The following is a 25,614-nucleotide window of genomic DNA, read 5'->3' as shown; positions in this document are numbered from 1 at the left end:
TAAAAATTACCGATGCCTATAAAGCGATGTTCAAGAGCGGAGCCATAAAAATAATCATACTCGCGACTGCTGCACCAATGAGTGCACCGACAATCACATCACTTGGGTAATGAAGACCAAGTACCATACGAGACAATGCTACAAGCACCATGAAAGGAAACATCGCCGCAAGTAAAGCTGGCTGGATATAACCCAACACAATCGTCACCATGACCGCATGAAGCGTATGGCCCGATGGAAAGCTAAAGTGATCAAGTGGTCTTTCACCAAGCACAATCACTTGATGCACTTGATAAGGACGAGGTCGTGTTGTCTTATGTTTTAAAAATTTATAGATCGCAGTCCCAACAGAACCACCTAATAACAAGTAGATGATTTGCAGGCTATAGGTGATCCCTTGCATCCCCCACACGATTGCCAGCATTAGATACCAAAATGGGCCATCACCCACACGACTGATGATTTTGAAGAAAAGGGCAACACGCTGTGAGTGAGAGAAATTGTTAAGGTATAAACAGCCTCTTAAATCTAAATCAAGTATTTTTATTTTTGCATTCTTAAATTTCATGGTCATTCTCCTATTTTAGGATACTTAGGTGAAGTCCACCGAGGGCTCCTTCACTACCTGATAAAATGCCTGCTCCAATTGCTGAACCGGAAGTTGCCAACCGCTTTGCTGTACTTTATGACAGGCTTGTACGCCCATTTCTCTAAGTTGTTGTACTGAAGGAAGCTGATAAATTTGTTGTATAAAGTGGCTTTTTTGTCCAAGTGGGCTTAACCAGCCATTCACACCATGTGTTAAGTATTGATGTGCACATGCATAATCATACGCGATAACTGGCAAACCGCTTGCCATTGCCTCTAAAACTACGTTACCAAACGTTTCAACTTGACTCGCAAATACGAATACGTCTGCACTCGCGTAGGCAGCCGCCAAATCTTGACCTCTCAAACTTCCGGTAAAGATAACACCCTTCGCTTCAGGTAATGACTTTAAACGAGCAAAATCCGGGCCATCTCCCACAATAACCAATTTCGTTTTATGGGGCTGGACAGTTTGTAAGTTGGCATAACTATCAATGAGCACTTGCACTTCTTTTTCAGGAGACAAACGCCCTACATAAAGCATAACGCGAGTATTCTCATCGGCATCCCATTGCTTTCGTAAATTTTCAGAGCGGTGCTTTGGTGAAAATCTCGTTGTGTCTACACCACGTCCAACAACAACCAGCGGGCAAGTAATGCCAAAACCGCGTAATGCTTCTTGGGTATCTTTACTTGGCACACAAGTCACTTGAGTATTGTTGTGAAACCAGCACAGGTATTTTTGAATCGGTTTAACCAAAAAAGCCAAATCGAAGAATCGACTAAAATCTTGAAATGGCGAATGAAAGCCACTAGAAACCGGAATAGATTTTGCCTTAGCAGCTTGCATGGCAGTTAAACCTAATGGTCCTTCGGTCACAATGTGCACCACATCCGGTACAAACTTTTCAAAAGCTTTCGATACTTTTAAATATTGTGGCCAACCAAACTGCAAAGTCGGATATTTGGGAATTGCCTGCGACATCACCAGACATTCTTGCTCTGGCGTAAAGTCATGGCATTTTGCTTTTTGCTCTGGACGAATCAGTAAAATCTTATGCCCCTGTTTTTGTAAACCTTGGCATAGTTGTAATAATGAAAGTGCCACGCCATTAATTTCAGGTGGCCAAGTTTCGGTAACAATCGCAATTTTTAAACGTGGGCGCACTAAATCATGCAGTGAATGCGTATTAGATAGCTGCAGCTTTTGTTTAAAAAAGAATTGGAAGCTTTCAGGAAGTTGCTGTTGTTTTAATAGTGCTGTCGCGTATGAGCTTTGCATAGCGCCATCCATCAATGTATTTATTTTCATGCTTAAATATTAAGCAGCTTTTTTGACATTTTGATGATAAATGCGTGACAGTTTACTGACATGAAAAATAAAAAAAGCACGCTGATAACAGCATGCTTTTCTCTTAAGACCTAGTAATACTTAGCGATTTTGCAATTTTGCATAATCCATGAGTACATTTGCAGCTTCAGTCACAAAAGTTTCTTCTTCTGGCAATGCAGGGCGTTGAGATGCTTTCATTTTAGCGCGAGATTCAGCTAGAGCATCTAATGAAGCTTGATAGCTTTCCCAGTTTGCAAAAGGCTTTTGACCAGTTGCAGCACGGCGTTCATTTTCTGCATCTAAAGTTTGTTTCTCTAAACCAAGTAATTCTGCACGGCGTTTATCAATATCAAGTACCACTTGTTTCTGATCACTCGTAACTTTGGCAATCGCGGTACGTTTATTTAGATATTTAAACTGGGCATCATTAGCAACACGTTGTTCAGAGAATTGAGACAACTTTGCCACATAAGGTTGAACAGAGCCTTCGCGCTTAAATGGTGCAGTAGGAATTGTGTCCCACTTCAACGCATTCTTCGATTTACGCTCACCAAACTCTTCGTTATAGATATCGACGAGTTTAATGTCTGGCACTACACCTTTATTTTGTGTACTACCACCTGTAATACGGTAGAACTTACGCTGAGTTAAAGTCGCTTGACCGTATGCCAGAGTATCAAGTTGCACCTGAGCTGTACCCTTACCAGTCGTTGTGCTACCAATAATAATACCGCGCTCATAGTCTTGGATTGCAGCAGAGTAAATCTCACTTGCAGATGCCGATGCCAAGTTCACCATTACAGCGAGTGGACCTGTGTAAACTTGCTGACCACCATCGTTGTCTTCAAAAACACTTACGTTGCCATTGCCATCACGAATTTGAACCACTGGACCTGACTTAATCACTTGACCCAGCATACGTGCAACTTCTTCTAATGAACCACCTGGGTCATTACGCAAGTCGATAATAATACCTTCTACTTTCTTCGCTTTTAACGCTTCAAAAGCATTGGCCGTATCTTCAGAAACTGAACGGTATTGTTGACCCGCACGACGTGAACGATAGTCAAAATAGAATGATGGAATTTCAATTACGCCCAACACATGCTTTTTACCATCACGTGTCACTTCAACTGTACGTGAACGAACACCAGCATCTTCTTCTTGAATCACATCACGCACTAAGGTCACATTACGTGCTTGACTCATTGATGCGCCAGCACCAAGAAGTTTTAACGTAACTTTAGTTCCGCGCTTACCACGAATGAGTCCAACAATTTCAGAACTTGTCCAACCAACCACATCAATCATTTTCTCGCCTTCTTGGGCGACACCAACGATTCGATCTCCCGATTTCACTTGACCAGACTTACTTGCAGGACCACCTTCTACAATGGTTTCAATCTTGGTGTAATCTTCATTGCCACGCTCTGGACGAATCGATACACCAATACCTTCAAGCTGCAAGGTGGTTTGGCGATTCAATTCTATCGCATCGATTGGCGGGTAATAGTTACTGTGTGGATCATAAGTCGCCAACATGGCGTTCAATGTTTTATCCAACACATCATCGCTTTTCACACGACTAATTCTTTCAAGCTGACGCGTATAACGTTTAGTTAAGGTCTGAGCTGGTGTTAAATCTTCTGGACCAGTTAAATCTTGACCATCAGCAAGTGATGGATTTTCTTTAAGCGCTTTTTGTTTCGCCTGCTCTTCTTCACGGCTAATCGTTAAGTTGATTAACTGCGAAACCAACATTTTACGCCAGTGATTTTGTTGCTCAGCCGATGTTTTAAAATACGGCGCTTTTTCACGATCAACTTCAATATAACTATTTGGCTGTTTTAAATTTTGCTGCTGTTTCAGTTCGGCTAACATGAACTCATAAAATTGTTTTAAGCGTTCACGATATTGCTGATGAATTGCAAATGGTCCAGTCAAATTTCCCGCTTTTAAAGAAGCACCAAAATTTGAACCATATAGTTTTTTATAATTTTGAACTTCAGCGTCTAAAAATAGTGAGTGATCCGGATCAAGACTATCTAAATACATATCGAGAATACGATTTGATGTGGTCGCATCCAGACGCATATTTAAATAATGTTGGCGATCAACTAAAGTTGCCAGTTGGCGAGCCACCAAAGCCTGTTCTTGCGTTGGCTGGATCGATTGAGAAACTACAGCAGTATTGGTTGCTGCTCTCGCTTCATTCATCGTATGAGTGAAGAATAAACCGCCAGTTGCGATCGCTACTGCACAAGCTATAGTTTGAAGTTTCATAAATTTTTAATACTTCCTTGGGTGTTCCTATCTTACACGCTCTGTTTTCGATATGAACTAAGCAGATTCAAAATCTTAACCAACTAAATTGTTTATACCGTGTAGTTTTATCATATTCTGTACTGACAAAATGTAGCAAAACATTGCAAAATTCGCTTATTGTTTTTCAATCAAAATTCAAATGGAACCAATATGATTGGCGCATTGATGCTGGATATCGCCGGCACAGAACTTACTCAAGAAGATATTGAACTATTACGCGCTCCGCAAGTCGGTGGCATGATTTTATTTGCACGAAATATTGAATCTCCACAACAAGTGCGTGCATTAACGGATCATATGCGTCAAATTCGTCCAGATATTTTAATTGCTGTCGACCAAGAAGGTGGTCGAGTTCAGCGCCTAAGATCAGGCTTTACCTTATTACCGGCCATGGGTCGTTTCGGTGAACTCTATGTTACTCAACCTCAAAAAGCACTTGAACTAGCTGAACAGTGCGGTTGGTTAATGGCAACCGAAGTCCTTGCTGTCGGTATCGATTTTAGTTTTGCACCCGTTTTAGACCTTAATGCAATTAGTGATGTGATCGGTGATCGTGGCTTCTCTAAAAATATTGAGGATATCGCACCACTTGCTGGCGCGTTTATGCAAGGCATGAAAAAAGCGGGAATGGCAAACACGGGCAAACATTTCCCGGGTCACGGCTCAGTGAAAGCCGACTCTCATGTCGCAGCTGCAATCGATAGCCGTAGCTATGACGAAATTTACAATCATGACATGCAAAGCTTCATTAAGCTTATGCCTCAGCTTGATGCGCTCATGCCTGCACATGTGATTTATGATCAGATCGATCCAAATCCAGCCGGTTTTTCACCTTTCTGGATTCAAGAAGTTCTACGCAACCGTTTGAAGTTTGATGGTGTACTTTTCTCTGATGACTTAAGCATGCAAGCTGCATGTGTAGCAGGTGGCGCAGATGCACGTATTCAAGCTGCTTTAACTGCTGGTTGTGATATGGGACTCGTGTGTAATGACCGTAGTGCGGCATGTACAGCACTTGAAGGTATTGCAAACTTAGAGCTACCAAATCAAGAACGCCTTGAACGAATGCGTGGTCAAATTCCACAAATTCAGATTGGTGAAACCTTATCGCTTGGCAACGAGTGGCAAGCTGTCAAAACAGCCATTGAAGAGTTTAAAAATTCGATTTAAGTTAGTATAAATTTCAATTGGCTACAAAAACCTATTCGCTATCTGATACGCGGTTAAGTCATACGCAACCTGCTCATCTGCTGAAGGATATTGATTGCTTCAATATATTTGATAGATGCAGAAAGTGAACAGGTTTTGCGTATGACAATGGTTTTGGTTACTTTTCCCGAAAGAAAAGTAACTCTAACTGAAAGTTCATCCCAGAATGCGAACCTAATTGACAGGACTCCGTCATACAGGTTCATTCAACATCAATGCATTAAAACCTCTTCATTGTTATAAATAATGAAGATCACAGAAAAACAATAAATCGAGCTCAGGACGAATGACACAACAACTTTCAAAACACCGCCACATCTCTTTTACAGCCCACTATACAGGCTATATCTGGTATCAAATGGGGATCTCTCATGAAGCACTTGCTACAACCAAAGGCAAATCACTAGCATATTTGGTTCATCCAATAGAATCTTGGGCTGAGAAATATGTGGGCGGTAGTATGCGCACGACGCTTAAACAACGTCACACCATGCTTGATCATCACTTAGAACAACTCATTCAAGAAAGTCCTGATTTACAAGTTCTAGAAATAGCATGTGGCCTGTCCCCACGCGGTTGGTGGTTTAGACAGCATTACCCTTCGATTACCTATCGGGAGCTTGATTTACCCGACATGGCACAAACCAAACAAAATGCGTTACAGCAAATTGAAAAAAATGCACCTGAAGTTTTATCAGTTGATTTATTTACAGAAGCTTTTGCACAAGCATTTAAAGTATTTGACCCGAACCGCCCGCTAGTTGTGATTAGTGAAGGTTTAATTAATTACTTTGATAAAGATTTATTAAAACAGCTGATTCAATCGATTGCTCACTATGGCGCTTCTTTTAAAAATTTTCATTATTTAACTGACCTCTACCCTGAACCAGTTAAAAACAAACTTGCTAGTATTATCTGGAATAGCAGTAAGTTATTGAAATTAATGTCTCGAAGCTCGTTTAGTTTTCACTTCAAAAATCCCAAAGAAGTTGAAGACTTTTTTAAAGATACAGAGTTCGATCAAGTTAGCGTGGAACAACCACAAATTTTCTTTGGACAAGCGTCTCAAGATAGTCATGAGCAACATTTAGGCGACTTGGTCTGGACCATTCACGCGCAAATAAAATAACCAATATAAAAAATGGAAGCTCGACATCAACGAGCTTCCATCTATAATTATATTATTAAACTGCTTGTTTTTGACGAGCAATAAAACGGCTTAAACGATCAGCAAGTTCGAAACTACCATGTTTAAATAAAGCGCGAATACCCTGCTCTGTACTCTCAAAAATTAAGCACTCAATTGCAAAGCTACCCTCTTCATCTTCTAAATGCAGTGCCAAGTCACGTGGATGGTCATTCACAAAATTAAGCTGAGAAACATCATCCATTTTTAAATACATACCGAAGAAAGTGACATCAACAATTGTTACAGGTACCTCTACATCAGACTCTCGGTGAGTAAGTTGAGTATTTGGCTGCAAAACTCGAACTCGCTCTTCACCACGGCGTTCCATGTTTTGCATTTGTTCACGTGTCATAGGAATAATGCCATCCAAATTTTGGATAGATTCACCTTTTAAGAATGAAGTAAACAAACTCATGGTTTCTTTACGACGCTGGAGCTGCGGTACATGATCTGCGTTTGCGATCAATGCAAATTCCATGTCTGGGCATTGCAACGCAAAGTTCGCATTTTCATGAGGCAGAGTAAAACTATCGTACTGCCCTGCTGCAACCAACGTTTTGCACTCTGGAATAGGTACATCCGTTAACCGCAAAAGACGATTACAGTTAATTTCATAACGTTCTCGCTCAGTACCCGTAAACTCAGCCATTTGTCTAAAAAATAATTTCTTGGCTGTTGGTGACATGCGGGTTTTATCTAATTTTGCATGATTAACTAAATATAAAATTACAGCTTGCCCAAACTCTTCCATGCGGTTTTCTTGCATGAGCTTGAGCGACTCTTCCAAAATCATTCGCCAACTTTTTCGGGTCTTTTGCATAACCCCCATTAAAATCATGCGATCCATTAATTCAGGACGATGATAGGCAAAACAAGAAGCAATCACTGACCCTAAAGACATTCCCATAACGGAAACTTTTTGTAGACCCACAATATCTAACCAACGTCCCAACATTTTAGACAAATCAGGTAGCTCTAAAGTACCTGCAGATACGCCAGTATCCCGATTAGTAATTTGCTGATTTGCCCCCATAGAAGGCAAATCGATTAAAATGACTGGACCACTTTCAAAAAGTTGTTCAACACAATATTTATAAGAATTAAAATTCTGGAAAGCACCGCCCACAATCACAATTGGCGTATTGTGAATCGATTTTGGATCGGCAATTGCCATATATTCAATTTTCCAGCCGTCAATCCATGTTGTACGAGCAGGTTGTTTAAAACTATCTCTATGGTAGATATCGAAAAAGCCAAAACCGGCATAAGCTTGGTTGATCTCCGAATCCATTTGAATAATGGAATTCATATCCCTGCTTCCTCCTTGCTGTAATTTTTTTATGCTGCAAGAGTTCCTTCTTGAACACGTAATCTTTTATGCACAAAACTTTTAAATTTGTATTAGTTTGTATTGCACAATAACATTCTAAACAATTGTGTGAAATATACGCAATCGCTCAAATGACCGCTCATCTTGTTTAAGTCGCTAATAGTTTGCAAAATATTTAAATGTTTTTTTATGGCAGTCACATTTTTCAAAAAAAGCCATTCATTGTTCCGCATTTGACTGCTACTATCTTACTCATTGGTAAATGATTAAAAAATGCTATGCAAGACTCAATTGAACAATATATGCAAAAAGTCGGGCAACAAGCACGTCAGGCATCTCGTGTCCTAACAAGTGCTTCTACCTCACTAAAAAATCATGCACTCTCTGCTATTTATACTGCTTTAGAAAATAATCAGGCAGAAATCTTGGCAGCGAATCAAATCGACATGGATAAAGGTCGTAGCAATCAGCTCGACAGCGCATTGCTTGATCGTCTTGAACTTACGCCCACACGCTTTAAAGGAATGTTGCAAGGTCTAAAAGATGTGATCGCACTTGTCGATCCAATTGGGGAAATTACTGATCTTGCATATCGCCCCACAGGCATTCAAATTGGAAAAATGCGTGTGCCTTTAGGTGTTATTGGGATGATTTACGAATCACGTCCAAACGTAACCCTTGAAGCTGCATCTTTAGCGATTAAATCGGGCAATGCCATTATTTTACGTGGTGGTTCAGAAGCACTCGAGTCAAATAAAGCGATCGCTGAAGCGATTAAGCATGGCTTAAAAGTTGCTGGCTTACCTGAAGATTCAGTTCAAGTGATTAACACTTCTGACCGTGCGGCTGTTGGTCATCTTATTACCATGGCTGAATATGTAGATGTAATCGTTCCACGTGGTGGCAAAAGCTTAATTGAGCGTGTAACTAACGAAGCGCGTATTCCTGTCATTAAGCATCTTGATGGTAACTGCCATGTATTTGTTGAAGCACAAGCCGACTTGCAAAAAGCTTTACCAATTACATTAAATGCAAAAACACATCGTTATGGCGTTTGTAATGCGATGGAAACTCTGCTCGTTGATGAAAAAATTGCAGATGTTTTCTTACCGCACATTGCTGAACTCTATGCTGAGAAACAAGTTGAGCTCCGTGGTTGTCCAGAAACACGTCGCATTTTGGGTGCTTCTGTAAAACCAGCGACAGAAGAAGATTGGTACACCGAATATTTAGGGCCAATTCTTGCAGTTAAAGTAGTGAGTGGCATTGATGAAGCAATTGACCATATCAACAAATATGGTTCACATCATACCGATGCAATTGTGACTGAAAACTACACTTTAGCTCGTCAGTTCTTGGCTCGTGTAGACTCAAGCTCAGTCGTAATCAATGCATCAACTCGTTTTGCTGATGGTTTCGAATATGGCTTAGGCGCTGAAATAGGTATCTCCACTGATAAAATCCATGCCCGCGGCCCAGTTGGTTTAGAAGGCTTAACTTCACAAAAATGGATTGTGTTAGGTGACGGACAAATTCGCCAATAATTAAATTTATTAGTTCAAATAAAAACGCCTGATCAATTTCAGGCGTTTTTTATTACTCAAGTTATGAGTCACTATAAAAAACCAACCCGAAGGCTGGTTTTTCTTAATCGTATATTTATTAGAAAATAAAGTCGGTATTCACAAATTTAGAGTAGTGTTCAGACACCATAGAGGCCAACATGCCTTTGCTGTCATCTGTCTGTTTAGCAGCAATCATAGAACGGATCGAGAATGCACGAAGCGCATCATGCACAGACAATGTACCTTCCGCAGAATCTTTACGTCCACCAAATGGGAACACATCAGGGCCGCGCTGACATTGACAGTTGATGTTCACACGACAGACCTGATGAACCAGTGGATCAACCAAGTGACCAATTTGCTCAGGGTCGCTACCAAAAATACTCACCTGTTGCCCATGATCAGAAGTAGTGACATAGTCCAGCACAGTTTCAATGTCATCATAAACGGAGACTGGTATCACTGGACCAAACTGTTCTTCGCGATACAGCCTCATTCCCTCAGTCACTGGATAAACTACAGCTGGATAGAACATCGTTTTGCAGAATTCACCGCCTTCCAGATTAACCACTTTTGCCCCTTTAGCCACAGCATCCTCAATGACTTCAGTCATGTAGGTCGTACGGTGCATACCTGGTAACGGAGTAATAAACACACCTTTTTCCCAAGGCATCCCCACTTTAAGTTTAGCCAGTTCAGCCGTTAAGCGGCTAACAAACTCATCGGCTATTGAACGATGTACCATCAACATTTTGAGTGCGGTACAACGCTGACCATTAAACGACAATGCACCCAACAGACACTCTTTCACTGTTAGATCCAAGTCGGCATCCGGCAGAATAATGGCTGCATTCTTCGCATCCAGCCCCAAAATCGCACGCAGACGGTGAGATTTAGGATGTTGCTTCTTCAAGTGATCAGCTACTTTACTAGAACCAATCAGCGCCAGTACATTAATTTGCCCAGATGCCAGTAGATGGGGTACCACTAGAGAGCCTGGTGCATAAATGGTATTGATCACACCTTTTGGAAATGAATCACGGAACGCTTCTAGTAACGGTTCAAACAACAAGGTCCCAAATTGAGGTGGTTTAAAAATAATGGTATTACCCATCAGCATGGCTGGGATCAGAGTCGCAAAGGTTTCGTTCAGCGGGTAGTTGTATGGTCCCATACACAACACGACACCTAGTGGAGTACGACGGATTTGACCAATCGTACCTTCGGCAATTACAAAGCGGGAATTGGCATTATCCAAATCTTTCAGAGCATCAATCGTTTGACGCATGTAGGTAATTGTACGGTCAAACTCTTTTTCTGAATCCGCCAAGCTTTTGCCAATTTCCCACATGATCAACTTAATAATCAGATCTCGCTGTTCCACCATGCGCTGAATAAATTTTTGCATGCAGGCAATGCGCTCACTCACCTTCATCATTGGCCATTCGCCGCGACCATTATTGTAAGCCCGTACCGCTGCCTCTAGTGCTTCATCGCTTTCTTTTTCACCCATGACTGGATAACTACCAAGTTCAACTTGCTGTAGGCTACCGTCAGGCTGCTGAATCCAGATTGGAGATAATGTTTTCTTGGTTGCACCAGCCCATAACTTCAATTCACCATCTACCAGTGAGACACGCTGATGAATTTGGGAGGGTAAACGCACACTTTCAGGAATACTGTCCACTACTGGGAATTTATGTTGTAGATTATTTAACTGATTCATTCTTCTTAATACCTTATTATTCGTATGTCTTTTATATATTCCCGAACTTTCCATTCTAATTAGGATTTATTCGGGTCAATATCACTATTATTATCCGTACTCACCTTGCTTGAAGCGTTAACCACAAGGTGAATATCTTAAAGCGTTGATAACCTTTCTAGCTGAATTTACCCCCGACACACACTATCAGTCGCCCCTAGCTTCTGGATGACTTGTTCAATGATCTGTTCTGGTGTGAGAGCAATATCAATAGCAATTGCTTCATTCACATCAGGCTCCTCTAGTGTGTCTAGCTGTGTTTGTAGCAACGCTGGGTCAAAAAAATGACCTGATCTTTCTGCAAGTCGTTGCTGTAATAATTCATAAGAACCTTTTAAGTAGACAAACTTAATATTCTGGTCCTGCCCTCTTAAAATATCGCGATACATGCGCTTTAAAGATGAGCATGTAAATACAGCCGTTTCACCATCTCTCTGTTTGGTTTCAATGACCTGACGAATTGCTTGTAACCATGGCAAGCGGTCTTCATCTGTTAAGGGAATGCCCTGACTCATCTTACTTTTATTTGCAGCTGAATGAAGCGTATCACCATCAAGAAACTCACAAGCCAAACGCTCTGATAACAATTCACCAATTAGGGTTTTACCTGTTCCACAGACACCCATTGCAATCACAATCATGGATTACTCACCTTTAATTATAAAATAGTGCTAAGCAGTAGCGTGAAAGATAAACCCAACACCGAAATGATCGTTTCTAATACTGACCAAGTCTTGAGTGTCTGTCCTACTGTCATACCAAAATATTCTTTGATTAACCAGAATCCTGCGTCATTTACATGTGAGAAAACTAATGAACCTGAACCTGTGGCAAGTACCAAAAGTTCTGGTCTAACCGCAACTCCCGCTGTTGCTGCAATTGGAGCCACAATGCTACAAGCTGTAGCCATGGCAACCGTTGCCGATCCTGTTGCCAAACGAATTAATGCTGCAACAAACCAACCCAACAATAACGGCGATAAATTTGCCTTTAAAGCTGTAGAAACAATCTCATTAGAAATACCGGTGTCACGCAAAATGCCACCAAAACCACCGCCAGCACCTACAATCAACATAATCCCAGCAATAGAAGCTAAACATCCGCCACAGAATTTTTCAATTTGTTCACGGTTAAAGCCCTGCATCGTACCGAAAGTAATAAAGCTGACCAATACTGCGATGAGCAATGCGATATCAGAAGTACCAATAAAACGTAGTAAGTCGTTTGCAAAGGTTTGTGGTGCAAAGAAAAGATCTGCCCAGCTTCCGATCAACATCAATACAACTGGCAGCATGATCGTAAATAAGGTAATCCCAAAGCTTGGTAGCTCGCGAGTTCTATTCGTATCTGCTTCAATAAACTGCTTCGCTAACGGGTTATTTTCAGGCAATTTGACGTATTTATTGATCCAAAGTGCATACAATGGTCCAGCAACAATAGCTGTTGGCACACCCACTATCAGACTATAAGCAATTGTTTTACCAATATCAGCATGATAAGCCTGTACTGCTAACAACGCTGCTGGATGTGGTGGAATTAAGCCATGCACAACCGACAAACCAGCAACCATTGGCAAGCCTACAACCAGTAAGGATTTGCCTGTTCGCTTCGCAATGTTGAACGCAATTGGAATGAGTAGAACGAAACCTACTTCGAAAAATACGGGAAGCCCAACAATAAGGGCAATAAACATCATGGCCCAGTGAATATTTTTCTCACCAAACCACTTAATTAAAGTAATTGCTATTCGCTCTGCGCCACCCGACTCAGCCATCATTTTGCCGAGCATTGTTCCTAATGCGATTACAATCGCAAGGTGGCCTAGGGTTTTACCAGTACCAGCTTCATATGACTTAACAATATCGCCCATTGGCATGCCAACAGCTAAAGCTAAACCAAGTGAAACAATAATGAGAACCAGAAATGGATAAATTCTAAACTTCGCGATCATGACCACTAAAGCAATAATCGCGATTACAGTGTAGATCAGTAACATGCCACCCTGAACCGTCTCCATGGGACACTTCTCCTTGGAATAATTATTTAGGCTCACTGCCTAAACAAAGGTCTTCAACCACAGTAATTCCTACTGTTAAGACATTAAATTTTTATATTTAGGTGTGACCAGCACAAACTGGTCACATCAATACAGCCTTTAAAGCACATAAAATGCACTTCATTTTTTATAAATATCGACTACATCTACGGTGCTCTCAACTGACTCGCAATTTGTGCCAAGCGAGTAATTTCAGCCCAGTCTTGTGCAGCTACAGTAGCTTTAGGTGTTAACCATGAACCACCCACACAAACCACGTTAGGTTGCTTTAAGAAATCCGGTGCTGACTCTGCAGTAATTCCGCCAGTCGGACAAAAGCGTAAGTTTGGAAATGGGCCATAAAATGCTTTTAGCATCTCAACGCCACCTGCCTGTTGAGCTGGGAAGAACTTTACAATGTCATAACCTAATTCAATTGCCTGAATCAGGTCACTTGGTGTCATCACACCAGGCAATAAAGGCAAGCCGGCATCTTGTGCAGCCAAATGCAGATCTTTAGTCAAACCGGGAGATACACCAAATTGAGCACCTGCTTTTTTAGCTTGAGCACAATGTTCTGGCTTGGTAATCGTACCTACACCGACCACAATGTCATCTGCCAATTGGCTAGCACGCTCAATAGCAGCAAGACCCGCAGCAGTACGCAACGTAATTTCAAGGACTTTTACACCGCCAGCATGTAAAGCACGTGATACATCTTCACCTTGCTCGGCAGAATCAAATGCCAATACGGGAATGACTGGACCTAATTTGACGATATCTTCAATTTTAATCATTATTTTTCAGTTCCTTTGACTCAAATCTGCTCTGGTGAAGTTTCACCAACTAATGCACCAAATACAGATGCTCCATGTTCAGCTGGCGCAGCAGCAGCACGGAAAACACCAAATAATTCACGGCCAAAGCCAACTTCGTTTTCTGCCTGATGTTCTGGCTGTGCAACGGGACGCGACTGCCAAGTCTGTTCATCTATTTCAACATCGAGTACGCCTGCCTCAGCATCAATAATCAACATATCGCCTGTTTGCACTTTAGCAATCGGCCCATTTAGTAAGGCTTCTGGAGATAAGTGAATCACCGCAGGAACTTTGCCTGAAGCACCAGACATACGGCCATCAGTCACTAAAGCAACGTGGAAACCTTGATCTTGTAAAACACCCAACACAGGCGTTAAACGATGCAATTCAGGCATACCGTTAGCACGAGCACCTTGGAAACGAACAACCGCAATAAAGTCTCGGTGTAATTCACCACGATCAAACGCAGCTTGCACTGCTTCTTGAGAATCAAACACGATTGCCGGAGCTTTAACTTTGCGATGTTCTGGTGCAACAGCAGAAATCTTGATGACACCACGGCCAAGGCGACCCTGCATTAAACGCAAGCCACCATCTGGTTGAAACGGCGCATCAATACTACGTAAAACTTTGTCATCAAGACTCTGAACCACACCATCAACCCAAGTCAGTTTGCCATCAATCAGTTTTGGTTCTTTGGTGTAATGGTGCAAGCCTTTACCAGCCACTGTGATTACGTCGTTATGCAATAAACCAGCCTCAAGTAAGTTACGAATGAGGAAAGCAACCCCACCCGCAGCTTGGAAATGGTTTACATCGGCTTTACCATTTGGATAGATTTTTGCGAGCAATGGAACGACAGCAGACAACTCATCAAAGTCATCCCAGTCAATTAAGATGCCTGCGGCACGAGCAATCGCAATAAGGTGCAAAGTATGATTGGTTGAACCACCTGTCGCGAGCAATGCCACGATGCCATTGATAATGGCTTTTTCATCAATCACATGACCAATCGGCGTGTAGTTTCCGCGCTCAACTGTTAAATCCAGTACACGAATTGCCGCTTCTGCAGTAAGTGCATCACGTAATGGTGTGTGAGGATGAACAAAAGCCGCACTTGGCAAATGCAAGCCCATGACTTCCATTAGCATCTGGTTACTGTTGGCTGTACCGTAAAAAGTACAAGTCCCTTGTCCGTGATAAGCGGCTGACTCAGCTTCTAGCAAAGCATCTCGGCCAACCTGACCCGTTGCAAATTGCTGACGAATTTTAGCTTTCTCATCGTTAGATAACCCACTGGTCATTGGACCAGCTGGCACAAAAATAGTAGGCAAATAACCAAACTGCAAAGCACCAATCAGTAAGCCTGGCACAATCTTGTCGCAAACACCTAGACACAGTGCTGCGTCAAACATGTTATGAGACAACGCAATCGCTGTGCTCATCGCAATGGTTTCGCGAGAGAATAAAGATAGTTCCATGCCAGCATTACCTTGGGTAATACCGTCACACATCGCAGGAACACCACCTGCAAACTGTGCTACGCCACCATTCTCACGAGCGGCTGTTTTAATTAAATCTGGAAATGTTTTATAAGGTGCATGGGCCGAAAGCATTTCGTTATATGAAGATACGATGCCAATATTTGGCTCACGACCTACTTTAATAATTAACTTTTCATTATCTTCCATGCTGGCAAAACCATGAGCCAGATTGGCACATGAAAGTGCTCCACGAGCAGGAAATTTGCCTTGTGCATGTTCAATACGTTGTAAATATGCAGAACGAGTTTTTTGACTACGTGCGATTACACGCTCGGTAACTTTTGCCAATATAGGGTTCGGCAAGTCCATGCTGGACGCTCCTGTACAACCGGATAAGCCGGAATATAAAAATAGACCAAATGATATATTTCTTATAATCATTTGAAAAAGGATGAACAATATTATTCAGGCAAAAAGCGACATGCAACCCCAATCAATACGGCTGTAATGGCCTCAGCACAAGCTTTAAAGGCATAGTAAGTTTATATTTTAGACAAAATTCTTATTAATAATGAGGTATATTTAAACCTAAAATAAACCTTGAAAAATACGGTAAAATTATCGCAATATCAATGTAATGAAATATAATTAACAATATATAAATGATGTTCTTTTCATTCTAATTTTTAGTATTAATAAAACTATATTTGGTTCTTTTTAATTCTCTCGAATGCTATTAAAACTTAATTTAACTTACGTATATTATTTGTAATATATGCTTAAAATTTAATTTAAAGACATGAGATACCTATTCAATAAAGAATCAATCTTTAAGATTTAAAATACGTTTTTCATTCAGTTTTATTTTTTCATAAATATATACAAAAAACTCTTTTCTAGGCATATAAAAAAACAAGGAATACAGTGGTTAAGCTTTATACTGGACAGATATTAGTTAGAAATAATTTGATGGTCGATAGTGCTTAAGTCTAATGGGCTAAAGTCTATCTTGGACAGAAAAACAACACATGATAAAACATGACAACCCGTTCAATTTGTATCGGAAAATAATACATCTTGTACAGGAAGTTAGGAAAACTACTTTAAATCAGGACTTGGGTATTTCAACGTGGCTATATCAGTATTAGTTATCAATTGCGGCTCTTCATCTATTAAATACGCACTGGTTTCAGAGCGTCGTGAAGACCGTATTTACGGTTTAGCAGAAAACTTGGGGGCAGCTGACGCTCGTATTAAGGGAGTTACAGTAGGTGGCGAACCACTTGAACTTTCAATTCCTTATGCTGACCACGCCAAAGCTTTAGAAACTTTACTTGCACGTCTTGCCAACTACAAACCGCAAGCGATCGGTCACCGTGTTGTACATGGTGGAAGCCTTACCAAAGCAGAATTACTCACTCCTGAAATTATTGAACGTATTCGTGCTGCGACGCCTTTAGCTCCACTTCATAACCCAGCACATTTAATTGGTATTGATGCAACCGTACGCCTATTCCCTGAATTACCTCAAGTTGCCGTATTCGACACTGCATTCCATCAAACCATGCCACCGCATGCATATCGTTATGCAATTCCTAAATTTTTATATACTGACCACAACGTCCGCCGTTATGGTTTCCATGGGACAAGCCACGCCTATGTGTCTGATAAAGCAAGTGAGCTTGCAGGCAATCTGAAAAAAGGTGGATGGTTAACAGCGCATCTAGGAAATGGCAGTTCAACTTGCGCAGTATGGAATGGACAAAGTGTTGATACCTCTATGGGTCTCACTCCACTTGAAGGCGTAGTGATGGGAACGCGTAGTGGTGATGTTGATCCAAGCTTACATAGCTTCCTTGCGAAAAACCTCGGTTGGGACTTAGCAAAAATTGATAAAGTTTTAAATAACGAAAGTGGCTTACTAGGCTTATCTCAACTGTCTAATGACATGCGCACAGTGATTGAAGCGGCTGAAAATGGCAACGAAGATGCTTGTCTTGCAATTGAAGTCTTTAGCTATCGCCTTGCAAAATCACTTGCTGCATTAAGCTGTGGTTTACCAACTTTAGACGGTTTAATTTTCACAGGTGGTATTGGTGAGAACTCAGCTTATATTCGTGAAAAAACCTTAGCTTATTTACCTCATTTTGGTTTGCAGCTTGATAAAGATCAAAACAACAACCTAAAACGTGGCACTGAAGGACGAATCGACGATGGAACAGGTCCTCAAATTTGGGTCATTCCTACAGATGAAGAAGGCCGTATTGCCAAAGAAACTCGTCAAGTTGTTGAGGCAGCAGAAAATACAGCATCTGTAGCAAGCCTTGCTTAATTAAAGCTTAGCTAAAACTCGATATTCGTTTATTTATAGGTTTATATGAATACAATTTTATTGATTCCTACAGGCGAAGGGGTTGGCTTAACCTCTGCCTGCTTAGGCATGATTTACGCACTTGATTGTAACGGGATTAAAGCAGGCTTTTTAAAACCATTTTCTCAAGAAGACCAAGAGCATCTTGACCGAACAACTTCATTATTTGGTCATTTATTTCAAAGTAAAACCGTTCAATCTATTTCGCATGAAAAGTTAACTCAGCTTATTGCCGCTGGCGAAGTAGATGAATTACTTGAAGAAGCGGTTAGCCTCCACCGTAGCGTTGCAGCAGACCACGATGTCATTATTGTGGAAGGTTTATTACCAAACGGACAAGACCACTTCGCCAGTGAGCTCAACGCCAGTCTTGCACAAGCACTTGATGCAGAAGTCGTATTGGTCAGTACAGCAGATATTCAAAATCCGAAAAAAGCTGCAGAAAAAGTAGATGCGCATTTACGTCAATTTGGTGGTGCAGCGTCAAATCGTACTGCAGGTGTACTCTTTATGCGTACCCGTGGATTAACCGAAGAAACAGCACAAATTCCTGTTGCGTTTGATCCATCGTTACGACCAACCGAAGAAATCGCAAAATTTACGAGCGAACTGCAAAAATATAATCGTTATTTCGGCTCTAGCGATTTACCAATTATTGGACTTGTTCCTTTTAGTAATACACTGAGCGTACCAAGAACACTTGATATTGCAAATGTCATTGATGGGCAATGGGTACATCAAGGTGAAGCTAAAACACGTCGTATTTTGCATTCGAGTTTAATTGCCTCAAGCATTGAATATGAACTGAATAAGTTCATTGCAGGTGAATTGATCATTAGCGCATCTGAGCGTACAGATGTTTTACTTGCAAGTAGTTTGGCAACCAGCAATGGTATTCCTCTAGCTGGTTTAGTTCTTACCGAAAGAGAAGCACCAGCACCTGAGCTTTTAGAGTTTTGTCAAAGTGCGATTAAACAAGGATTGCCGATTTTACATACCCGTTTAAATACATTGGAAACTGCACAGCGCCTGTCTAATTTTGGCAATGAAATTCCAACAGACGATACCGAACGTGCCGAGCAAGTGACTCGTTTTGTTTCAAGTCATATTGATGTTGAATGGCTTAAGCAGCACAGTAACAATGCTGCTACCCCTCGCCTATCGCCATCGGCTTTCCGTCATGAACTGGTGCAAAAATCAATTGCCGCGAAAAAACGGATTGTGCTACCTGAAGGTGATGAACCTCGCACTATTCAAGCTGCAGCAATTTGTCAGGCACGAGGTATTGCTGACTGTATTTTGTTAGCTAAACCAGATGCTGTGCACGATGTTGCAAAAGCACGCGGGATTGAATTACCTGCCGAATTGGCAATTGTCGATCCTGATAGTATTCGCAACCAATATGTTGCACCAATGGTTGAGCTACGTAAAGGTAAACTCAACGAATTACAAGCTAAAGATCAATTACAAGACACTGTAGTGCTTGGCACTATGATGCTGGCCCTAGACCATGTGGATGGTTTGGTTTCAGGTGCGGTACACACCACAGCAAATACAGTTCGCCCCGCATTCCAGCTCATCAAGACAGCCCCTGAATATTCACTAGTTTCATCAATATTCTTTATGCTTTTACCAGATGAAGTCTATGTCTACGGTGACTGTGCGATTAACCCAGACCCTACAGCAGAACAATTGGCTGAAATTGCGATTCAGTCTGCTGACTCAGCGAAAGCATTTGGAATTGATCCGCGTATTGCCATGATCAGCTACTCAACCGGTACTTCTGGAACAGGTGCAGATGTTGAAAAAGTACAGCAAGCAACTCAAATTGCTCAGCAGCGTCGTCCTGATTTACTGATTGATGGTCCACTTCAATACGATGCAGCTTCAGTTGAAAGTGTGGGACGTCAAAAGGCACCAGACTCACGCGTTGCTGGCCGTGCAAATGTATTTATTTTCCCAGATTTAAATACGGGTAATACAACTTACAAAGCAGTACAGCGTGCTGCAAATGTTGTGAGCGTTGGACCAATGCTGCAAGGCCTAAACAAGCCTGTTAATGACTTGTCTCGTGGAGCATTGGTAGATGACATCGTCTTTACCATTGCCTTAACAGCAATTCAGGCAGAACAACAAGCCACTGCCAAATAATTAATATAATTCACCTTTACTACCTCTCGCCATTTGATATCCGCTCAAATGGCTTTTTTTATTTTAGTCATTCAAAAATAAATAATTTTCCGATTTCTGGCATCTAAATCACTTCAATATCTTCTTATGCGACTTTCGGTCAAAAGATCAACCAATCTCCCACAACACTATCTTTTTGTCATATAATTTAGCCCGCTAGCTAACAGCCCGCTCAAGAGATTTTCTGGTATGACAACGATTATCAAACAAGATGACTTGATTACATCGATCAAGGACGCCCTACAGTTTATTTCGTACTATCACCCGCAAGACTTTATCCAAGCGATGAGCCGTGCTTATGATCGCGAAGAAAACAAAGCCGCAAAGGATGCAATTGCACAGATTCTAATTAACTCTCGCATGTGTGCGGAAGGTCATCGTCCAATTTGCCAAGACACTGGTATTGTTAACGTTTTCCTTGAAGTGGGCTTAGATGTTAAATTTGATTTAACAATGAGCTTAGACGATGCGGTAAACGAAGGTGTTCGCCAAGGTTACCTTGAAAACAGCAATGTTCTTCGTGCATCTGTACTTGCTGATCCTGCATTTGGTCGTAAAAATACAAAAGATAATACCCCTGCTGTAATTCACTATAAACTCGTTCCGGGTAATAAAGTAGATATTACTGTTGCTGCTAAAGGTGGCGGTTCAGAAAACAAATCTAAACTTGCAATGCTTAACCCATCTGACTCGATTGTTGACTGGGTACTTAAAACTGTTCCAACTATGGGTGCAGGCTGGTGTCCTCCAGGTATGCTCGGTATTGGTATTGGTGGTACTGCTGAAAAAGCCATGATGCTTGCTAAAGAAGCACTCATGGAAGAAATCAACATGGACGAATTACTTCGCCGTGGACCAGAGAACAAAATCGAAGAACTTCGTATCGAAATCTTTGAAAAAGTAAACGCACTGGGTATTGGTGCTCAAGGCTTAGGCGGTTTAACGACTGTTCTTGATATTAAAATTAAAGATTACCCATGTCACGCTGCTGGTAAACCAGTTGGTATGATTCCTAACTGTGCTGCTACTCGTCATGCTCACTTCCAGCTTGATGGTACAGGTGTAGCTCATATTCAAGCACCAAAACTTGAAGACTACCCTTCAGTAACTTGGGATGCTTCACAGTCTAAACGCGTAAACCTTGATACCATTACTCAAGAAGAAATGGATTCTTGGAAACCGGGTGATACATTACTTCTTAGCGGAACAATGTACACAGGTCGTGATGCTGCACACAAACGTATGGTTGAAATGATCGACAATGGTGAAGAATTACCAGTTGATCTTAAAGGTAAGTTCATTTACTACGTAGGTCCAGTCGATCCAGTTCGTGATGAAGTAGTCGGTTCAGCAGGTCCAACAACTGCAACCCGTATGGACAAATTCACACGTAAAGTACTTGAGCACACTGGCATGTTCGGCATGATCGGTAAAGCTGAACGTGGTCCTACAGCAATTGAAGCAATCAAAGACAACAAAGCAACTTACTTAATGGCAGTTGGTGGTGCGGCTTACCTCGTATCTAAAGCTGTTCGCGAAGCTGAAGTTGTTGCGTTTGCAGACTTAGGTATGGAAGCTATCTACAAATTCGTCGTTGAAGATATGCCTGTTTCTGTTGCAGTTGATGTAAACGGTACTTCAATTCACGCAGTAGCTCCAAAAATCTGGCAAGCGAAAATTGGAAAAATTCCAGTAGTCGATGCAGCAGCTGGCTAATCAAGAAAAGCACCGAATCCGGTGCTTTTTTTTGCATTCTTTTTTTATTTTAAAATCTGAAAAGAATTGTAACAATTACTTCTTCAATCTGTGCTATTAATAAATGCACTCTCTCGCCATATATTGAATATAGGTCATTTCATGACTATTCGCCCTATTCTTAAAAACCTTTCAATCAGCCTCTGCTTAAGCTGTATTACAACAAGCTTATTTGCGTCTCCTGCTAAGTTAAGTTCAGTCAAAGAACTCATGCAAATGAGCCAAATTGATTACCTACTTAAAGAATCAATTAATGAATTAACACCTTACTATGATCAACAGGCAGAACAGATCGTTAGTAATATCACGGGTATCAAAACTTTAGGTCCAAAAGAAAAAGAGGCCGCGAAAAAGTTAGGTTTACTTTTGAAAGATTCGAGCAATCAGCTCATTAGCAATCCAAAAACCACTCAAGCCTTACAAGATATTTATCTTAAGACTTATACTGAAGAAGAAATTCAGGCTAATCTGAAATTTTTAAAAACCCCAGAAGGCCAATCAATTACACGTAAGAACGTGCAGATTATGGGGCAAATTTCAGAATATATGATGGAGTTGGGACAACAGACTTTTAATGACCCTAAAGCAAGGGATCATATGCAAGAAGAGATGCTTAAAATTCTTGCCCCACTCATGAAAGATAAAGAAAAGTCTTAACTTTTCTTTATCTTTTGCGGTCCATTACCAAGTTAAAGGATTCCATAATTTAAATGGCTTAATCAGATGTACATCTGATTTTTCATCATATTTGGCTGGCTTTAATTCTTGTGGTTTATGTCGAATCTTTCCTGAAGCTTCTTCAGCCACAAAGTTGTAGCTAGAAGATTTAAGCTCGGTAAATGCTATCTCTCTACGTCCTATATTGTCTTGCATTAACATAAATGGGCCAGTGTGTTCACCACGGTCCATTTTGTTCTCTTCATCATATTTCAAATAATAAGACGTTCCCGCCTCAACAGTGATATCAATATATTTCGGTTCTTGAAAATGAATACCAAGTAAAGGGCGGCTTGCAGAAAGACGATAAGTGCCTGCTGGCAATTCAATCCAGTAATAATGATTATGTAATAGACTCGGAATACGCTTGCCATTCACAAAGAGATTTATCGCCGCAATTTCCTGACGATTCCATTTCGTGTCTGGTCGATAAAGATAAACTACAGCAGCTTGCTGATTTTGTGGTTTGACTGGAGCAAAAGTCTGACCCAACTTTTGGTTAACCCAACCACCTACAGCAAAACCACCCACATGATATTGATCAAACAAACCAGGTTCTTTTTCAACATCAACTTTAGGTAAGGTTGCAGTCAATTCACCCGTATTTTTTTCTAAATGAGATGAATTTTGACAGCCCACAAACAATCCGGCACAGCACAAAGATACGATTAAATAACGCATGGCATCCCTCAAAGCGTTTTGTTTTTGATTTATTTTTTACAACGCAAAACTATGCGTATTTTGTATTTTTAAGATTAACACCGCGCACATAAATTGAAAACAAAAAAAGCATGAATCACTCGCGCGATTCATGCTTTTTAGATGAATGAAATCTATGCAGACTTCGAATCAATAACCTTTAAATCTGCCTTAACAACACTTTCATGTGTTGTAGCTTCTTTAGGTTGACGCTCTGCTTTATAAACAGGTTCTGCTTCACCATTAATGACTGCTTCATTAATAATGACTGTCCCAACGTCAGTACGACTTGGTAAATCGTACATGGTTTCAAGCAGCACGTTCTCCATAATAGAACGTAAACCACGCGCACCCGTATTGCGTTCAAGTGCTTTCTTCGCGATAGCACGCAATGCAGAAACTTCAAAGATCAGATCAACATTTTCCATAGTGAAAAGATATTGATACTGGCGAGTTAATGCATTTTTTGGCTCAGTCAAAATTTGCATTAATGCTTCTTCATCCAACTCTTCAAGTGTCGCAATCACTGGTAAACGACCAATGAATTCTGGAATTAAACCAAATTTCACTAAGTCAGTTGGTTCAACCTGACGGAACAATTCAGCAAGTTTTTTGGTTTCATCTTTGTTTTTAACATCAGCTGTAAAACCAATACCGCCTTTCTCTTGACGCTGCTGTACAATTTTTTCCAAACCAGAAAATGCACCACCACAAATAAACAAGATATTCGAGGTGTCAATTTGGATAAACTCTTGCTGCGGATGCTTACGTCCACCTTGCGGAGGAATAGAAGCCACTGTACCTTCAATCATTTTTAACAATGCTTGTTGTACACCTTCACCAGAAACATCACGAGTAATTGACGGGTTTTCAGATTTACGAGTAATCTTGTCAATCTCGTCAATATAGATAATGCCCTTCTGAGCTTTCTCTACATCGTAGTCCGCTTTTTGCAAAAGCTTTTGTACAATATTTTCAACATCTTCGCCGACATAACCAGCTTCGGTTAATGTCGTTGCATCCGCCATTGCAAATGGAACGTCTAATAGGCGAGCCAATGTTTGCGCAAGTAAAGTTTTACCCGAACCTGTAGGTCCAATTAATAGAATGTTACTTTTAGCAATTTCTACTTCTTTAGACACATGTCCATTATGACCAACTTTTAGGCGTTTATAATGGTTATAAACCGCAACAGATAATGTCTTTTTGGCAAGATCTTGACCAATTACATATTGATCAAGCGCAGCACGTATTTCATGTGGTTTTGGCAATGCCTTACTCGCCCAGTCCCCTGCTTCAACCTGTTGGCTGGTTTGTACAAGGTCTAAGCAGACATCCACACACTCATTACAAATATATGCGTCCTCACCTGCAATCAGTTTCCCGACTTCAGACTGCGTTTTACCGCAAAATGAACAATGTTTTTGTCCTTGAGGATGTTCGGACATATTCACTCCACAAATAGAATCTTAAATATTAGGGCAAGATGCACTGCATAAATAACTAAATGGAGATCTTTTTCAACATCTCAAGTTATTTATATAAGAAGGTCCTTATGGACGCTTACTTAACACCTGATCAACCAAACCATATTCTTTAGCAGACTGTGCTGTCATAAAGTTATCACGGTCAGTATCACGAGCAACAGTTTCGTAGTCTTGACCACTATGCTCTGCCATTAAGCGGTTTAAACGTTCTTTAATAAATAGAATTTCACGCGCATGAATTTCAATATCCGATGCTTGACCGCGGAAACCACCTAATGGTTGGTGAATCATGACACGGGCATTTTCTAGACAATAGCGTTTGCCTTTAGCACCAGCATTTAATAAGAATGCACCCATTGAAGCAGCTTGGCCCATACAATATGTTACGACATCAGGTTTAATAAACTGCATCGTGTCATAAATAGCCATACCCGCTGTCACCGACCCACCTGGAGAGTTGATATAAAGGTGGATATCTTTATCAGGGTTTTCAGCTTCTAAAAACAACATTTGGGCAACAATTAGATTTGCCATATTGTCTTCAACTTCACCTGTTAAAAAAATGACGCGCTCACGTAAAAGTCGTGAATAAATATCAAAAGAACGTTCGCCGCGAGAAGATTGTTCAACCACAACAGGAACTAAAGCATTTTCAATTGTTGGAACATACATACGTTATTTATTCCTAAATTTTTTGTGACTTAACCTATGGCAACAATATGCGGGATAATTTCTCAAATTGCAAAAGGTTCGC

General features: G+C 40.9%; 20 protein-coding genes. 8 read left to right on the top strand and 12 right to left on the bottom strand.

What is annotated here, in order from left to right:
* Positions 1 to 16 precede the first annotated feature (16 nt).
* The 3 genes from ACT53H_RS10645 to ACT53H_RS10635 all read right to left on the bottom strand — a co-directional run bounded on the left by ACT53H_RS10645 (position 17) and on the right by ACT53H_RS10635 (position 4,204).
* Positions 17 to 568, bottom strand: coding sequence for a phosphatase PAP2 family protein (locus ACT53H_RS10645; RefSeq protein ID WP_017388400.1), 552 nt, complete (start codon positions 566 to 568; stop codon positions 17 to 19).
* Positions 569 to 592: 24 nt separating this feature from the next.
* A complete protein-coding gene (locus ACT53H_RS10640) occupies positions 593 to 1,882 on the bottom strand; it encodes a glycosyltransferase family 4 protein (RefSeq protein WP_476009249.1) in 1,290 nt (429 codons plus the stop codon).
* 138 nt (positions 1,883 to 2,020) lie between these two features.
* On the bottom strand, positions 2,021 to 4,204 hold the full coding sequence (locus ACT53H_RS10635) for a carboxy terminal-processing peptidase (RefSeq protein WP_004794726.1): 2,184 nt from the start codon (positions 4,202 to 4,204) through the stop codon (positions 2,021 to 2,023).
* Positions 4,205 to 4,396: 192 nt separating this feature from the next.
* On the opposite strand from ACT53H_RS10635, the gene nagZ reads away from it, so the two are divergent.
* Together nagZ and ACT53H_RS10625 are read left to right on the top strand one after the other, a co-directional pair.
* On the top strand, positions 4,397 to 5,416 hold the full coding sequence (gene nagZ / locus ACT53H_RS10630; protein ID WP_476009208.1) for a beta-N-acetylhexosaminidase: 1,020 nt from the start codon (positions 4,397 to 4,399) through the stop codon (positions 5,414 to 5,416).
* Between the two features lie 325 nt (positions 5,417 to 5,741).
* Entirely contained in the window at positions 5,742 to 6,584 is an 843-nt protein-coding gene (locus tag ACT53H_RS10625) for a class I SAM-dependent methyltransferase (protein WP_476009207.1), read from the top strand.
* Between the two features lie 55 nt (positions 6,585 to 6,639).
* Here the strand turns inward: ACT53H_RS10625 and ACT53H_RS10620 are convergent, their stop codons facing one another.
* The gene (locus tag ACT53H_RS10620; RefSeq protein WP_476009206.1) at positions 6,640 to 7,953 is read right to left on the bottom strand and encodes an alpha/beta fold hydrolase; all 1,314 of its coding nucleotides are present in this window, start codon (positions 7,951 to 7,953) and stop codon (positions 6,640 to 6,642) included.
* Positions 7,954 to 8,252: 299 nt separating this feature from the next.
* Between ACT53H_RS10620 and ACT53H_RS10615 the strand changes: the two genes are divergently transcribed.
* The gene (locus ACT53H_RS10615) at positions 8,253 to 9,518 is read left to right on the top strand and encodes a glutamate-5-semialdehyde dehydrogenase (RefSeq protein ID WP_476009205.1); all 1,266 of its coding nucleotides are present in this window, start codon (positions 8,253 to 8,255) and stop codon (positions 9,516 to 9,518) included.
* A gap of 118 nt (positions 9,519 to 9,636) precedes the next feature.
* Here ACT53H_RS10615 and ACT53H_RS10610 read toward each other — a convergent pair whose 3' ends face one another.
* The 5 genes from ACT53H_RS10610 to edd form a co-directional block, all read right to left on the bottom strand.
* Positions 9,637 to 11,265, bottom strand: coding sequence for an NADP-dependent glyceraldehyde-3-phosphate dehydrogenase (locus tag ACT53H_RS10610; RefSeq protein WP_440203061.1), 1,629 nt, complete (start codon positions 11,263 to 11,265; stop codon positions 9,637 to 9,639).
* A gap of 167 nt (positions 11,266 to 11,432) precedes the next feature.
* A complete protein-coding gene (locus tag ACT53H_RS10605; RefSeq protein ID WP_476009204.1) occupies positions 11,433 to 11,945 on the bottom strand; it encodes a gluconokinase in 513 nt (170 codons plus the stop codon).
* Positions 11,946 to 11,962: 17 nt separating this feature from the next.
* Complete coding sequence (locus ACT53H_RS10600; RefSeq protein ID WP_004794740.1) at positions 11,963 to 13,321, bottom strand: GntT/GntP/DsdX family permease; 1,359 nt, start codon at positions 13,319 to 13,321, stop codon at positions 11,963 to 11,965.
* A gap of 185 nt (positions 13,322 to 13,506) precedes the next feature.
* Positions 13,507 to 14,136 carry a bifunctional 4-hydroxy-2-oxoglutarate aldolase/2-dehydro-3-deoxy-phosphogluconate aldolase gene (eda, locus tag ACT53H_RS10595; protein WP_016142253.1) on the bottom strand — a complete coding sequence of 210 codons (630 nt, stop codon included), beginning with the start codon at positions 14,134 to 14,136 and terminating at the stop codon, positions 13,507 to 13,509.
* A gap of 20 nt (positions 14,137 to 14,156) precedes the next feature.
* The gene (gene edd, locus ACT53H_RS10590) at positions 14,157 to 16,010 is read right to left on the bottom strand and encodes a phosphogluconate dehydratase (protein ID WP_174726959.1); all 1,854 of its coding nucleotides are present in this window, start codon (positions 16,008 to 16,010) and stop codon (positions 14,157 to 14,159) included.
* 659 nt (positions 16,011 to 16,669) lie between these two features.
* Here edd and ACT53H_RS10585 point away from each other — a divergent pair.
* From ACT53H_RS10585 to ACT53H_RS10565, 5 genes are all read left to right on the top strand, one after another.
* Positions 16,670 to 16,789, top strand: coding sequence for a hypothetical protein (locus ACT53H_RS10585; protein ID WP_476009203.1), 120 nt, complete (start codon positions 16,670 to 16,672; stop codon positions 16,787 to 16,789).
* Positions 16,771 to 17,973: an acetate/propionate family kinase gene (locus tag ACT53H_RS10580; protein ID WP_476009202.1), complete on the top strand. Its 1,203-nt coding sequence runs from the start codon at positions 16,771 to 16,773 to the stop codon at positions 17,971 to 17,973. Before ACT53H_RS10585 ends, ACT53H_RS10580 begins: the two co-directional genes overlap by 19 nt.
* 45 nt (positions 17,974 to 18,018) lie before the next feature.
* The gene (pta, locus tag ACT53H_RS10575; protein ID WP_476009201.1) at positions 18,019 to 20,163 is read left to right on the top strand and encodes a phosphate acetyltransferase; all 2,145 of its coding nucleotides are present in this window, start codon (positions 18,019 to 18,021) and stop codon (positions 20,161 to 20,163) included.
* 228 nt (positions 20,164 to 20,391) lie between these two features.
* The gene (locus ACT53H_RS10570) at positions 20,392 to 21,918 is read left to right on the top strand and encodes a fumarate hydratase (RefSeq protein ID WP_004794749.1); all 1,527 of its coding nucleotides are present in this window, start codon (positions 20,392 to 20,394) and stop codon (positions 21,916 to 21,918) included.
* 141 nt (positions 21,919 to 22,059) lie between these two features.
* Positions 22,060 to 22,614, top strand: a complete 555-nt coding sequence (locus ACT53H_RS10565; protein ID WP_174740234.1) for a DUF2059 domain-containing protein — start codon at positions 22,060 to 22,062, stop codon at positions 22,612 to 22,614.
* A 24-nt stretch (positions 22,615 to 22,638) separates the two neighbouring features.
* Here the strand turns inward: ACT53H_RS10565 and ACT53H_RS10560 are convergent, their stop codons facing one another.
* From ACT53H_RS10560 to clpP, 3 genes are all read right to left on the bottom strand, one after another.
* Positions 22,639 to 23,355, bottom strand: a complete 717-nt coding sequence (locus ACT53H_RS10560; RefSeq protein ID WP_174740232.1) for a DUF2846 domain-containing protein — start codon at positions 23,353 to 23,355, stop codon at positions 22,639 to 22,641.
* Between the two features lie 152 nt (positions 23,356 to 23,507).
* Positions 23,508 to 24,821, bottom strand: a complete 1,314-nt coding sequence (gene clpX / locus ACT53H_RS10555) for an ATP-dependent Clp protease ATP-binding subunit ClpX (protein WP_474771641.1) — start codon at positions 24,819 to 24,821, stop codon at positions 23,508 to 23,510.
* A 105-nt stretch (positions 24,822 to 24,926) separates the two neighbouring features.
* Positions 24,927 to 25,532 carry an ATP-dependent Clp endopeptidase proteolytic subunit ClpP gene (gene clpP / locus ACT53H_RS10550; RefSeq protein ID WP_003654845.1) on the bottom strand — a complete coding sequence of 202 codons (606 nt, stop codon included), beginning with the start codon at positions 25,530 to 25,532 and terminating at the stop codon, positions 24,927 to 24,929.
* Between the last annotated feature and the right edge of the window lie 82 nt (positions 25,533 to 25,614).

The organism is Acinetobacter sp. DMC2 (assembly GCF_056314305.1).
The sequence above is the reverse complement of the archived record's forward strand: the minus strand, read 5'-3'. Positions and strand labels throughout refer to the sequence as shown.

Coding starts and splice junctions, on each gene's coding strand:
- ACT53H_RS10645 (WP_017388400.1), bottom strand. CDS start 568: ATGAAATTTAAGAATGCAAAAATAAAAATACTTGATTTAGATTTAAGA.
- ACT53H_RS10640 (WP_476009249.1), bottom strand. CDS start 1,882: ATGGATGGCGCTATGCAAAGCTCATACGCGACAGCACTATTAAAACAA.
- ACT53H_RS10635 (WP_004794726.1), bottom strand. CDS start 4,204: ATGAAACTTCAAACTATAGCTTGTGCAGTAGCGATCGCAACTGGCGGT.
- nagZ (WP_476009208.1), top strand. CDS start 4,397: ATGATTGGCGCATTGATGCTGGATATCGCCGGCACAGAACTTACTCAA.
- ACT53H_RS10625 (WP_476009207.1), top strand. CDS start 5,742: ATGACACAACAACTTTCAAAACACCGCCACATCTCTTTTACAGCCCAC.
- ACT53H_RS10620 (WP_476009206.1), bottom strand. CDS start 7,953: ATGAATTCCATTATTCAAATGGATTCGGAGATCAACCAAGCTTATGCC.
- ACT53H_RS10615 (WP_476009205.1), top strand. CDS start 8,253: ATGCAAGACTCAATTGAACAATATATGCAAAAAGTCGGGCAACAAGCA.
- ACT53H_RS10610 (WP_440203061.1), bottom strand. CDS start 11,265: ATGAATCAGTTAAATAATCTACAACATAAATTCCCAGTAGTGGACAGT.
- ACT53H_RS10605 (WP_476009204.1), bottom strand. CDS start 11,945: ATGATTGTGATTGCAATGGGTGTCTGTGGAACAGGTAAAACCCTAATT.
- ACT53H_RS10600 (WP_004794740.1), bottom strand. CDS start 13,321: ATGGAGACGGTTCAGGGTGGCATGTTACTGATCTACACTGTAATCGCG.
- eda (WP_016142253.1), bottom strand. CDS start 14,136: ATGATTAAAATTGAAGATATCGTCAAATTAGGTCCAGTCATTCCCGTA.
- edd (WP_174726959.1), bottom strand. CDS start 16,010: ATGGACTTGCCGAACCCTATATTGGCAAAAGTTACCGAGCGTGTAATC.
- ACT53H_RS10585 (WP_476009203.1), top strand. CDS start 16,670: ATGATAAAACATGACAACCCGTTCAATTTGTATCGGAAAATAATACAT.
- pta (WP_476009201.1), top strand. CDS start 18,019: ATGAATACAATTTTATTGATTCCTACAGGCGAAGGGGTTGGCTTAACC.
- ACT53H_RS10570 (WP_004794749.1), top strand. CDS start 20,392: ATGACAACGATTATCAAACAAGATGACTTGATTACATCGATCAAGGAC.
- ACT53H_RS10565 (WP_174740234.1), top strand. CDS start 22,060: ATGACTATTCGCCCTATTCTTAAAAACCTTTCAATCAGCCTCTGCTTA.
- ACT53H_RS10560 (WP_174740232.1), bottom strand. CDS start 23,355: ATGCGTTATTTAATCGTATCTTTGTGCTGTGCCGGATTGTTTGTGGGC.
- clpX (WP_474771641.1), bottom strand. CDS start 24,821: ATGTCCGAACATCCTCAAGGACAAAAACATTGTTCATTTTGCGGTAAA.
- clpP (WP_003654845.1), bottom strand. CDS start 25,532: ATGTATGTTCCAACAATTGAAAATGCTTTAGTTCCTGTTGTGGTTGAA.